This window comes from Gilliamella sp. ESL0443, assembly GCF_019469165.1.
Taxonomy (GTDB): Bacteria; Pseudomonadota; Gammaproteobacteria; order Enterobacterales; family Orbaceae; genus Gilliamella; species Gilliamella apicola_E.
Map to the genome: position 1 here is coordinate 1,766,682 of NZ_CP048263.1, position 11,869 is coordinate 1,778,550.

Annotated in this window: 11 protein-coding genes; 1 reads left to right on the plus strand and 10 read right to left on the minus strand. The window is 33.8% G+C overall.

The window, feature by feature from the left end:
* The 10 genes from murF to GYM76_RS08055 all read right to left on the minus strand — a co-directional run bounded on the left by murF (window position 1) and on the right by GYM76_RS08055 (window position 10,544).
* On the minus strand, window positions 1-1,365 hold the full coding sequence (gene murF / locus GYM76_RS08010; RefSeq protein ID WP_220225121.1) for a UDP-N-acetylmuramoyl-tripeptide--D-alanyl-D-alanine ligase: 1,365 nt from the start codon (window positions 1,363-1,365) through the stop codon (window positions 1-3).
* Window positions 1,362-2,909 carry a UDP-N-acetylmuramoyl-L-alanyl-D-glutamate--2,6-diaminopimelate ligase gene (gene murE, locus GYM76_RS08015; protein ID WP_220225122.1) on the minus strand — a complete coding sequence of 516 codons (1,548 nt, stop codon included), beginning with the start codon at window positions 2,907-2,909 and terminating at the stop codon, window positions 1,362-1,364. The genes murF and murE overlap by 4 nt, the downstream gene beginning before the upstream one ends.
* Before the next feature lie 13 nt (window positions 2,910-2,922).
* Window positions 2,923-4,695 carry a peptidoglycan glycosyltransferase FtsI gene (gene ftsI, locus GYM76_RS08020; protein ID WP_081299465.1) on the minus strand — a complete coding sequence of 591 codons (1,773 nt, stop codon included), beginning with the start codon at window positions 4,693-4,695 and terminating at the stop codon, window positions 2,923-2,925.
* The gene (ftsL, locus tag GYM76_RS08025; RefSeq protein WP_220225123.1) at window positions 4,695-5,069 is read right to left on the minus strand and encodes a cell division protein FtsL; all 375 of its coding nucleotides are present in this window, start codon (window positions 5,067-5,069) and stop codon (window positions 4,695-4,697) included. The genes ftsI and ftsL overlap by 1 nt, the downstream gene beginning before the upstream one ends.
* Complete coding sequence (rsmH, locus tag GYM76_RS08030) at window positions 5,062-6,003, minus strand: 16S rRNA (cytosine(1402)-N(4))-methyltransferase RsmH (RefSeq protein WP_370632625.1); 942 nt, start codon at window positions 6,001-6,003, stop codon at window positions 5,062-5,064. The genes ftsL and rsmH overlap by 8 nt, the downstream gene beginning before the upstream one ends.
* Window positions 6,004-6,012: 9 nt before the next feature.
* Complete coding sequence (gene mraZ, locus GYM76_RS08035) at window positions 6,013-6,459, minus strand: division/cell wall cluster transcriptional repressor MraZ (RefSeq protein ID WP_065562331.1); 447 nt, start codon at window positions 6,457-6,459, stop codon at window positions 6,013-6,015.
* 376 nt (window positions 6,460-6,835) lie between these two features.
* Window positions 6,836-7,534, minus strand: coding sequence for a 6-phosphogluconolactonase (pgl, locus tag GYM76_RS08040; RefSeq protein ID WP_065734809.1), 699 nt, complete (start codon window positions 7,532-7,534; stop codon window positions 6,836-6,838).
* A 14-nt stretch (window positions 7,535-7,548) separates the two neighbouring features.
* Window positions 7,549-9,009 carry a glucose-6-phosphate dehydrogenase gene (gene zwf / locus GYM76_RS08045; RefSeq protein ID WP_220225125.1) on the minus strand — a complete coding sequence of 487 codons (1,461 nt, stop codon included), beginning with the start codon at window positions 9,007-9,009 and terminating at the stop codon, window positions 7,549-7,551.
* A 191-nt stretch (window positions 9,010-9,200) separates the two neighbouring features.
* Window positions 9,201-9,485: a 50S ribosomal protein L25 gene (gene rplY, locus GYM76_RS08050; protein ID WP_065562334.1), complete on the minus strand. Its 285-nt coding sequence runs from the start codon at window positions 9,483-9,485 to the stop codon at window positions 9,201-9,203.
* A 186-nt stretch (window positions 9,486-9,671) separates the two neighbouring features.
* Window positions 9,672-10,544: a D-hexose-6-phosphate mutarotase gene (locus tag GYM76_RS08055; protein WP_220225126.1), complete on the minus strand. Its 873-nt coding sequence runs from the start codon at window positions 10,542-10,544 to the stop codon at window positions 9,672-9,674.
* 175 nt (window positions 10,545-10,719) lie between these two features.
* On the opposite strand from GYM76_RS08055, the gene hemW reads away from it, so the two are divergent.
* Window positions 10,720-11,853: a radical SAM family heme chaperone HemW gene (hemW, locus tag GYM76_RS08060; protein WP_220225127.1), complete on the plus strand. Its 1,134-nt coding sequence runs from the start codon at window positions 10,720-10,722 to the stop codon at window positions 11,851-11,853.
* The last annotated feature ends 16 nt before the right edge of the window (window positions 11,854-11,869 follow it).

Consider the following 11,869-nt stretch of genomic DNA (forward strand, 5'->3'; position numbering starts at 1 on the left):
TTAATCCTGACCTGTTTTTAATTGAATTTCTGTGATTAGTTCTTCCATTCTTGCACTACGTGAACCTTTAACTAACATAGTTAAGTTTGGATATTTTTGTAATAACGCTAACAAAAACTCCACTGCTTTATGTTTATCAACGAAATGGTGTCCAACACCACTAAATTGACTAATCAATTCGCTTAAATCACCAACACTGACAACACAATCAATTTTTTGTTGTTTAGCTAATTCACCAATTTGTTGATGATAATTTTTTGCGTTATGTCCCAATTCCGCCATATCACCTACAACTAAAACTCGATAACCTGGTTGAGTTGCTAAAACATTAATAGCAGCCGACATTGACCCAACATTAGCATTATAGGAATCATCCCAAATTAATTGAGTTTGATTTAATTTAATTGGGTAAAGACGCCCTTTCACAGATTTCGACGTTGCTAATCCCTTCTTAACTTCTATTAAAGTTGCACCTACTGATATTGCTAAAGCTGCAGCAGCAATTGCATTAGATACATTATGCTCACCAACTAATGGTAAGGTGATTTCACTCTCACCAATTGGTGTGCACAATGTGAAAATAGTCTGATCCATTACTTTTATATTACTAGCATAAAAATCAGCAGAAGAATTATGTAAAGAAAAGGTCCAAACAGTTTTATTATTTAGCTCTTTTAACCAATTATCAGAACAACTATCTAAATTAATAATCGCGATGCCGTTTTCTGAAAGCCCTTCAAAGATTTCACCTTTAGCTGTTGCTACCCCTTCAAGTGAACCAAAACCTTCAATATGAGCTAAAGCAATATTATTAATGAGTGCACTATTTGGTTTAACTAAACGAGTGGTATAAGCAATTTCACCAATATGATTTGCACCCAGTTCAATAACTGCAAATTGATCTTGCTTTGATAATCTTAATAACGTTAATGGAACTCCAATATCATTATTAAAATTACCTTGAGTATAAAGTGTTTCACCACACTGCTGTAAAATAGTAGCAGTCATTTCTTTCACAGATGTTTTACCTGATGAACCAGTCAACGCGACAATTTTAGCTGAGCTTTGATCTCGCACAAATGAAGCGATTTGACCTAATGCTAAATGGGTATCATTTACTACTATTTGAGGAATATCATCGTCGAGTTTGTGATTAGCAATTACCAAACAAGCTCCATCTTTAATAGCTTGTTTAGCAAATAAATGACCATCAAATTTATCACCCACTAATGCAATAAATAGTGATTTATGAGTAATTTTTCGTGAATCAGTACAAATTTCTTCAATAGTTAATCTCTCATCTTGAATATGATAAGAAGTCCCATTAACTATTTTTTCAACTTGCTTAATATCTAAAGGAATCATGATTGATTCTCTACTCCTAAAATCTGTTTTACGGTTTCTTGATCTGAATAATGATGCTTTGTTATACCTATAATCTGATAATCTTCATGTCCTTTCCCAGCTATTAGAATAACATCATCAGGTTTGGCTTGAGCTAGGGTCTTTGTGATAGCTTCAACTCTATCAGTAATAACTTGTGTATTTTTAACGTCAGTTAGCCCTTCTTGTATATCATGAATAATTTTTATTTCATCTTCAGTACGAGGATTATCATTAGTTAATACAATTTTATCGGCAAACTGTTCAGCAACTTCCCCCATTAATGGTCTTTTACCTGTATCTCTATCGCCTCCACAGCCAAAAATCACCCATAATTTACCTTTGCAATGAATGCGGCTTGCTTGTAATGCTTTTTGTAGAGCGTCAGGTGTATGGGCATAATCAATGATTACCGTTGGGCTATTTTTCACGTGTATCACTTCCATGCGACCACATATTGGCTTAAGGTACGATGCCATATTGACTACTGCAAAAAATGGATAATCAAGTGTTAGTAATGTTGCGATTGCTAATAGTAAATTTGATACATTAAATTCACCTAGTAATCGGCTATGAATAATGGCATTACCCCAGCTTGATTCCATGTGAATTTCGGCACCTTTATCATGATATTCAATCATCGACACACCAACAAAAGGGTTGTCCATCATCTTCAAGCGTCGCAAGGACTTAGGTTGGCATGATACTGCAGTCGCTTTTGATAATTTATCAATCCAACGTCGTCCATAAGCATCATCATAATTAATAATGGGTTTTCCTGAACTAGCTACCTGCTTTTCTTTTTCATCAGAACTAAATAGCGACCATTTTGCCTTAGCATATCTATTCATCGTTTTATGATAGTCAAGATGATCTCGGCTTAGATTAATAAATACTGTCGCTGCACAATGTAATTCTTTTACCCGATTCATCGATAACCCATGGGAAGAAATTTCCATTGCCACAACTTGAACACGTTTTGCTACAAAATCAGCTAGATAAGACTGAACTTCTACAGCAGATAAAGTTGTGTTTGGCGAGGGTTCGAGATGATTGTAAACACCATTACCAATCGTGCCTAACAATGCGGATTTTTTATTTAATAAAGTTGCACATTGTGCAATCAACTGCGTAATTGTCGTTTTACCGTTTGTCCCCGTTACTCCAATTACAGATAAATGTTTAGAAGGTGAATGATAAAAATCAGCTGCAATTTTTGATAATTTTTGAGAAAGTTGAAACACACTTATTTGTGGAATAACTTTCTCGTCTTTTTGATTTAGGTAATCAATTTTCAAATCATTTGATTTTCTGTTTGTTTCAGTTAGAACAAGAACAGCACCTGATGAAATTGCTTGAGGAATAAAATCTTTACCATTAACGGTATACCCTTTAATAGCTACAAACACATCTCCTTTTTGCACTTTCCGACTATCAATTACTAATTGATTAAGCGGGAAATCATCTACTGGTAGTTGATTCCCACCTAATAAGTTATATAAAGTTTTAAATGTGCTTGTTGCCATTATTTATTACCTATTAATATACAATCATTTGACCATCAACTTGACGATCTGGTTTTACATTCATTGTTCTAAGAACTCCCCCCATAATACGGCTAAAAACAGGGGCTGAAACAGAACCACCATAATATTGCCCAGCTTTTGGATTATCGATAACAACAACCAGTGAATATTTAGGTCCTGTTGCTGGTGCAATACCAGCGGTATAAGCTAAATATTGATTAACATATCGTCCACCAGATAGTTTTTTAGCTGTACCCGTTTTAACACCTACACTATATCCAGGGACAGAAGCTTTGGTACCACCTCCAGTCACAGCAACCGCTTCCATTAATTGCACTACTGTTTTAGCTGTTTTTTCAGCTACAACACGTTTACCTTCTACTGGCTCGTTAATTTTTAATATTGAAACAGGTCGATAAACACCATAGCTACCGATAGTTGCATAAGCCCTAGCTAGCTGTAGTGGGGTAACACTTAATCCATAACCAAAAGAAAACGTCGCTCTTTCTATATCAGCCCATTTTCTTGTTCTATCAGCAGCAATTGAACCACTCACTTCTCCACCTAAACCGAGTTCAGTTGGTTGTCCTAACCCAAAACGGCTATAAAACTCAACAAGGTCACCTGATTGCATTTGTAAAGCTAACTTACTCACACCGACGTTACTTGATTTTTCAAGGATACCAGCCAAATTTAGGGCTTTTTGATAAGACACATCTTTGATTTCATAACGATTTACCAAAAAAGGTCTAGTATCAATAACCGTGTTTAAATCAGCTATTTTTTTCTCTAATGCAGCCATAACAACTAAAGGTTTAACTGTTGAACCTGGCTCAAATGCATCTGTTATCGCTCGATTTCGTAATAAACTATAATCAATTGAAGAGCGATTATTCGGGTTATAGGATGGACTGGTTGCCATGGCCAATATTTCACCCGTGTGAACATCAATTAAAACAGCTGTGCCACTATCAGCTTTGTTAAATTCCACAGCTTGACTAAGTTCACTGTAAACGAGCGATTGTAAACGTTCATCAATACTTAATGTCAAATCAGAAGCAACTTCACTTTCAGTCCTTTCTAATTCTTCTATAACTCTACCAACACGATCTCGCCTAACAACACGTTGTCCTGATTCACCAATCAGCCATTTATTAAAGCTTTTTTCAATTCCTTCTGAACCTTTTTCCGTTCCATTTTCATCAATGTCAGTTAAACCAATTAATTGTGCTATATTTTCAGCTGCTGGATAATAACGTTTAGATGTTTTGGCAAACGAAATACCAGGTAATTTTAATTGTTTTAAATAATCCGATATTGTTGGTGTAATTTGTTTAGACAAATAAACAAAACGCATCGATGGATTACTCAATTTTTGCTCTAGTGTCGACATTGGAATATTCAATGTCTTTGCTAATCCTTGCCAACGGATATCATTAGGATCAACTCCGCCTTTTTGTACAACAATTTTCGGATCAGCCCAAACATCATACATAGGTACACTAACAGCCAATGCTCTGCCATTACGATCCGTAATCATTGCTCGAGGTGCGCTCATTTCTTGATGACGAATTGAGCGTTTATTGGCTTCAGCAATTAACTTATCAGGTTCTATTATTTGTAAAATTGCCAATCGGACAAGTAAACCAATAATTGCTAAAATAATAAAACCATAAACAATATAAAATCGAGTGAGGGTAAAAATTTGTTTTTTACTATTTAATTTATTCCCTTTATTCGATTTTGTAGTATGTTTTACATTATCTCTTTTATTAGCAAACTTCATTATTTACTCTTTATCACAATAACGGTTTCATTTTGCGGTGTCACATACGACATGCCCAATTGATTTTTAGCTTTATCTTCAACACGTTTTGGATCAGCAAGTACATTTTCCTCAATAACTAAATTACGCCATTCACTTTCTAAAACATCTTGTTCGAGTAATAATTGTTCACGTTCAAATAATTGTTTACGGACTTGCTGGGTTATAACTAATACAGCTCCAGCAGAAATAACAATAAAAACCAATAACAATAATGAAATTTTTTGATGGCCGAGCAAATCACTAAGGATTAATCCAAATAAACTTTTGCTGGGTCTTTTTTGATTGTGTATATCTACACTTATTCTTTGATAAATTTCATTGTTACTATTCATTTTTCCTTTCTGCTATCCTTAATATCGCGCTTCGAGAACGCGGGTTACCATATATTTCATTATTGCTTGGCTTAATTTTGCCAAGTGATTTTAATTTAGCATCACCATATTGTTTAATTTGTTGTTCTGTTAATGGTAAGCCAGCTGGTAAATTAGGACCTTTACTCTGTTTATTTATAAATTGTTTTACAATTCTATCTTCTAATGAATGAAAACTAATAACTGCAAGTCTTCCTTGAGCAGCAAGCACTGACAAACTGCTATTTAAGGCTTGCTCAACTTCTTCCAATTCACTATTTATATAAATGCGAATAGCTTGGAACGAGCGTGTTGCTGGGTGTTTATTTTTGTCTTTTTTCGGTGTTGCTTTTTCAATTAGATTTGCTAATTCTAATGTACGAGTAATTGGTGAAACTTTATTCTGTTCCACAATTGCACGTGCAATCCTTTTGGCAAACTTTTCTTCCCCAAAAGTTTTTAAAACCCATGCGATATCATTTTCATCACTATTTAGTAACCACTCACTTGCAGTTACACCTTTGCGGTTATTCATCCGCATATCAAGTGGTCCATCTCGCATAAAAGAAAATCCTCTTTCAGGATCATCTAATTGTGGAGACGAAACCCCCAGATCTAATAAAAAGCCATCAATATTACCTAACAACCCTAAATCATTGATATATTGATGTACATTCGAAAACTCTCCTCGAATAAAAATAAACCTAGGATCGGTTATATTAAGTGCGGCTTGTTCAGCACGTTCATCTCGGTCAATTGCAATTAGTTTCCCTTGTTCGCCCAATTGTTCAAGAATCAACCTAGAATGACCACCACGCCCAAAAGTACCATCAATATAAATACCGTTTTTTTTTATATTTAATGCAGCCACAGCTTCATTTAACAAAACAGTTTTATGTTGATAATCCATCTTTATTTACTCTTATTAAATTGTTAGACTTTTTAAATTTTCTGATAAGTTTTCAACATCTGTTGATAATGTGGCAATGTCATCACTAATTTGTTGATACCAAATTGCTTCATCCCATATCTCAAATTTATTAGATTGGCCAACAAACATGGTATGTTTTTCTAGTTTTGCATAAGTACGTAAAGTTGGTGGAAGTAAAATACGTCCTGCATTATCTAAATTACATTCCGTTGCATAACCTAATAATAGTCTTTTAATTCTTCGTTCTGCTTCAACAACTGTTGATAATGTTGATAGCTGTAATTCAATTTTTTGCCATTCAGTCATTGAATAAAGTGTCAAACAGGGGTGATATAAACCAATGGTACAAACTAAACCATCAGGCAAAAATTCACGATAACGAGTAGGGATTGCTATTCGCCCTTTGCTATCTAAATTGACTGAAATTGCACCACTAAACATGAAAGCACCGTAATTGTTAATTTTTATTGTTTTTAAATTATTAAAAAATCAATATGTTAATTAAAAACCTATTTTTTACCACTTAACCCCACTTTTTACCACAAAAGTTACAAAAATAATAGATATTTAATCAATTAATTTCTAACAATTTAAGAAATTAATAAGATAATAAGTGAGCACTAACAAATTAAGTGAAGCGCTTAGAAATGGTAAGACGAAATTATTAACAGTGTTTATTAATATCCGAAACAAACTAATAATAAAAAAAGTCACAAATAATCAATTTATTAATAATTAAAAATAGCTCAATAGGTGTTTTAATATAAGACCAGAAATGAGAGCTTTGCCAGTAAAACTGGCAAAGTTGATTGTTCAGTTAAGATGCTGTCCAAAAACCAATTACATTGACTTTGTTTTGTTGCAGTATTGCACGAATTGGCATTTGATTAATATCATCTCCCTTTTCTGCTTGTTGTAATACCTGCATTTTGCTTTCTCCAACTAAATGCAGATAGATATTTTGACTATCTAAAATAGTTGGTAATGTTAAAGTAATGCGGTCTAATGGAGCCGTCAATGGAGTCATTCCAACAACTTTGCGACCTGATTTCATATCCAAACCAGCCCGCAAATTTGCTGCACCCGGGAAAAGTGAGGCAGTATGACCATCTTCTCCCATTCCTAAGATTAAAACATCTAAAGGCATAGGAATTTTATTTAAAATTTTGTCTGTAATTTCTGCACCATCAAATGGATTATCACAACTATTTTTTAAACCTACAAAATTGGCCAATTTAGCTTTATTTTGTAATAAGTAAGTTAACACTAATTTTTCATTACTAGCATCATCGGTATCATCTACCCATCTATCATCTACTAATGTAATAAAAACATTGTGCCAATCTAAATCTTGTTGGCTTAATAGTTTAAATAATGGAATAGGTGTTTTACCACCTGATACAGCAATAGAAGCATGTCCCTTTTTATCAATAGCTTGTTTCAAATCTTTGACAATATAAGCAGCTAAATCTTCAATTAATAATTGACTATTTGGATATTTTTTTAATGTAAACATATTGTTAAATTCCTCTATTCAAACTCATGCCATGAATGACCATCTTTAGTTATCAAAGCAACCGAAGCGACAGGCCCCCAAGTACCAGCAGGATAAATTTTAGGTTGTTCATTATCTAATTTCCAGGCACTAATAATTGAATCAACCCATTTCCAAGCTGCCTCTACTTCATCTCGATGAACAAATAATGCTTGTCTTCCTCGCATCACTTCAAGTAACAACCGCTCATAAGCATCAGCACTTTGTTGATGAAAAGTTTCACTAAAACTTAAATCTAACTTAGTCGTTTGTAAATTATGTGTACTGTCTAATCCTGGCACCTTATTTAAAATTTCAATATCCATACCTTCATCTGGCTGTAGACGAATTGTTAGTTTATTCTGCGGTAGTTCAGAATAAGACTCACTAAATAAATTAAGGGGTAAAGATTTAAAATAAACTACTACTTCAGAACACTTGCTTGGTAAACGTTTGCCGGTTCGTAAATAAAAAGGCACACCCGCCCAACGCCAATTATCAATATCAACTCGAATAGCAACAAATGTTTCCGTATTACTTTGTTTGTTTGCACCATCTTCTTCTAAATAACCAGGAACATTGATACCATTAACAAACCCTGCAGTATATTGTCCTCTAACAACTTTTTCACGGATATTTGCTTTATTAATTGGACGTAATGCATTAAGTACAGCAATCTTTTCTCTACGCAAGCTATTATCTTCAAGATTTGCAGGTGGAGACATGGCAATCATCGTCAGAATTTGTAATAAATGGTTTTGCACCATATCACGCATTTGACCCGCTTTATCAAAATAACCCCAGCGACCTTCAATTCCTACTTGTTCTGCAACGGTGATTTCAACATGATCAATAGAATTTCTATCCCAAAGCGAAGCAAATACAGGATTAGCGAAACGAAGTGCGAGTAAATTTAAAACTGACTCTTTTCCTAAGTAATGGTCGATACGATAAACTTGTGATTCACTGAAAAATTTTGCAACTGAATCATTAATTTCCTTTGATGATTGCAGATCAAAACCTAGTGGTTTTTCCATTACAATTCTATTTTGAGCCTGATTTAAACCTGCTTCAGCTAACCCTTGGCAAATCGTACCAAAGGCATTGGGATGCATCGCAAAATAGAAAATAGCAGGATGTGACTTTTCAAGCTTATCTTTTAATAAATTAAAACCGGCAATGTCATTAACATCTAATTTATGAAAGTTAAGACGTTGGCTAAAACGTTGCCAAATACTTTCATCTAGTGGTTCAGTCATAAATGTGGTTAACGCATCTTTTGCAACCTCAGTGTAAGCGGCTTGATCCCAATCAGCTCGACCTACACCTAAAATTTTTGTCTGCTTTGGCAACTTTCCATATTTTTCTAATTGATATAGAGACGGTAAGAGTTTGCGCCTTGTTAAATCCCCTTTAGCGCCAAAAATTACCAAATCGCAAGCTGGGATATCAGACATGAGTTTCTCCTAAAATGGTGTAATCTACAATTTATTTTATTATGTTTGATACCAATATACATCAAGTTAATAGAATAAATTATAACAATAGGTATTTGTCGTTTTAAGACTATAGTAAAAAATAAAAGGTCACCATTTAGGTGACCTTTTATTTAAAGATATTGTTGAATGATTTTTCAACAAACATATGATTATGCGCGTACAAAATCCATGTGAACTAATTTTGGTTTAAATGGATGACGTTGTACTGCTTGCACTTTAGCTTTAACTGCTTTACCGTCGATTTCAATAGTTAGTACTTCAGAATAAAACTCTGGTTTTTCTTGCATATTGAAAATTTGATTGTGATCTAACACAATAGAAATTGCAGGTTCTGTTCCACCATAAACAATTGCTGGGAACTGACCAGCGTGACGCAGGCGGCGGCTCGCACCCTTACCATGCTCTTTTCTAACTTCTGCTTTAAATTTAAACATATTGATTTCTCTTGTTTATTCTAAATAAAAAACCAATTACAGGCGACCCAGTAGTTGGCTATAAAATTGATGCCCTAAAAAGCGCTAAGGATTATAAAGTGTTATGATTGTAAACGCAATCAAATAATCAGTTTAATAAAGATATAGTCTTATATTGATTGCGTTTGCAATATCAAAACCTAATGATTAAATAACTTCAATCTTAAATCCATATGTTGATTTCTGTATTGGCGATAATTTTAACGCCTTATTAATACGACACGTTTCAACACATACCATAGATTGATATTCTTCATCAGCAAAATCCGCCATTGCTTTAGCTTTATCTATCCAAGGATTCCAAGTAACAACATCACTTGCATTAACATTAGTTAATTTAATTGTTCGTTTACCATCGGTAATAAGGATTGAGTCATCCGCATGGGTATAAATGCGATCAACCTCTTGATTAAAGGTAAGTTGCCCTGAAATTGATGGTTTATTTTCAACTGCTAAGCGTTCTTGATAAGAATCGCCTAAACCTTTAACAGTGACATCATTAATATTATTAACTTCAAAATAAGTATGTAATGCACTTGTTGCTTCGAAATCCCCAGTGCAAGATAAATTCACTTCACACGTTTGTCCAACATGAATGGTTAACCAGGCTTGGAAAGGTTTTGTGGAAAACTGTTCTGTTTGCTGATTATTAGTTAATGATAAAGTTAAATTCACTCCATTATTATCTTCTTTGCAAGAATCTAATTTCCATTCAACCAGACGCGCAAAACCATGCATAGGATCACCCAATTTACCAAACCATGGCCAACAAATTGGTACTCCCCCTCTAATTGCAACTTCCTTTTTAAAGTTAGCTTTTTGACTTAACCAAATAACCGGTGTCGGTTCTGTTGAAGGTTGCCAAAATAAAAGATGAGCACCTTGTAACGATACTGCTGCTGAACACGTTTTATGTTTAATCACTATGACAGGCAATTCACCAAATGTACATTGATTAACTGATGCACTCACTAATGTACTTGATAAATCACTATCTAAAATCTGCTTAATAATACTCATATTTACTCCTAACTATCTAATTTGCTTGGCGAACATCGTCTTTAACTATTAATTGTACGCGCATTATTCTAATTATAAAAACGGAATAAAAGCTTTTTTTACTAAATTGAAGTAATATAGCCAGCTATTTCTTATCAGTTGCTGACACTTTTTTAAAAAATTTGAGGAAAGGTATATGGTTCAATATGAAATCCCGTTGAGTTTATATATACATATGCCATGGTGTGTACAAAAGTGTCCTTATTGTGATTTTAATTCACATAACATGAAGAAAACGCCCGATTATTCAGCATATATAAATCATTTAACTAATGATTTAAAACAAGACGTCGTGCTTTCAAATGATCGTCCTATTGACTCGATTTTTATTGGTGGAGGTACACCCAGTCTTTTCTCCGCGGAGTTAATTAATAAATTATTAATGAGTATAAATAAAATTATACCAATTAATCACGACGCAGAAATAACAATTGAAGCCAATCCTAATTCAGTTGATGTAGAAAGATTTAAGGGATATCAACAAGCTGGAATTAATCGAATATCAATTGGCGTACAAAGCTTTCAAGCAGATAAGCTTGCAAAATTAGGACGAGTTCATAATCCGCAAGAAGCAATAGATGCTGGAAAATTAGCACAAAATTTAAAGTTAAAAAGCTTTAATATAGATTTAATGCATGGCTTACCTAATCAAACAGTATATGATGCATTGAGTGATCTAAAACAGGCAATAGAAATTTCACCGCCACATTTATCTTGGTATCAACTTACAATAGAACCTAACACTTTATTTGGTTCTAAACCGCCTGTTTTACCTGATGATGATATGTTATGGGATATTTATCAACAAGGCCATCAATTATTAACTAAGCATGGTTACCTACAATATGAAACATCTGCTTATGCAAAGGCCAATTATCAATGCCAACATAATTTAAATTATTGGCGGTTTGGTGATTATATCGGTATTGGTTGTGGTGCTCATGGAAAATTAACCCAAAATGATGGCACAATTATTCGCACCGTAAAAACAAAACATCCTAAAGGATATTTAGAAGGACGTTATTTGGAGCAATCTTATACTGTCCCTAAAGATGAGTTAGCATTTGAATTTTTTATGAATAGATTTAGATTATTTGAAGCCACACCTAAATCCGAATTTGAACAACGAACTTTTTTACCTTTACACTCTATTGATAAGCAGATATCGACTGCTATTGAAAAAAAATATTTGATTGATAACAACCAATGCTGGCAAATCACAGAGCATGGGAAATTATTTTTAAATTCATTACTTGAAATATTCTTATAACGAAATCAGTTAAAAG

What these genes read in the sequence shown, in the direction of transcription:
- murF (WP_220225121.1), bottom strand. Translation starts at nt 1,365, where the DNA reads ATGATTCCTTTAGATATTAAGCAAGTTGAAAAAATAGTTAATGGGACT.
- murE (WP_220225122.1), bottom strand. Translation starts at nt 2,909, where the DNA reads ATGGCAACAAGCACATTTAAAACTTTATATAACTTATTAGGTGGGAAT.
- ftsI (WP_081299465.1), bottom strand. Translation starts at nt 4,695, where the DNA reads ATGAAGTTTGCTAATAAAAGAGATAATGTAAAACATACTACAAAATCG.
- ftsL (WP_220225123.1), bottom strand. Translation starts at nt 5,069, where the DNA reads ATGAATAGTAACAATGAAATTTATCAAAGAATAAGTGTAGATATACAC.
- mraZ (WP_065562331.1), bottom strand. Translation starts at nt 6,459, where the DNA reads ATGTTTAGTGGTGCAATTTCAGTCAATTTAGATAGCAAAGGGCGAATA.
- pgl (WP_065734809.1), bottom strand. Translation starts at nt 7,534, where the DNA reads ATGTTTACATTAAAAAAATATCCAAATAGTCAATTATTAATTGAAGAT.
- zwf (WP_220225125.1), bottom strand. Translation starts at nt 9,009, where the DNA reads ATGTCTGATATCCCAGCTTGCGATTTGGTAATTTTTGGCGCTAAAGGG.
- rplY (WP_065562334.1), bottom strand. Translation starts at nt 9,485, where the DNA reads ATGTTTAAATTTAAAGCAGAAGTTAGAAAAGAGCATGGTAAGGGTGCG.
- GYM76_RS08055 (WP_220225126.1), bottom strand. Translation starts at nt 10,544, where the DNA reads ATGAGTATTATTAAGCAGATTTTAGATAGTGATTTATCAAGTACATTA.
- hemW (WP_220225127.1), top strand. Translation starts at nt 10,720, where the DNA reads ATGGTTCAATATGAAATCCCGTTGAGTTTATATATACATATGCCATGG.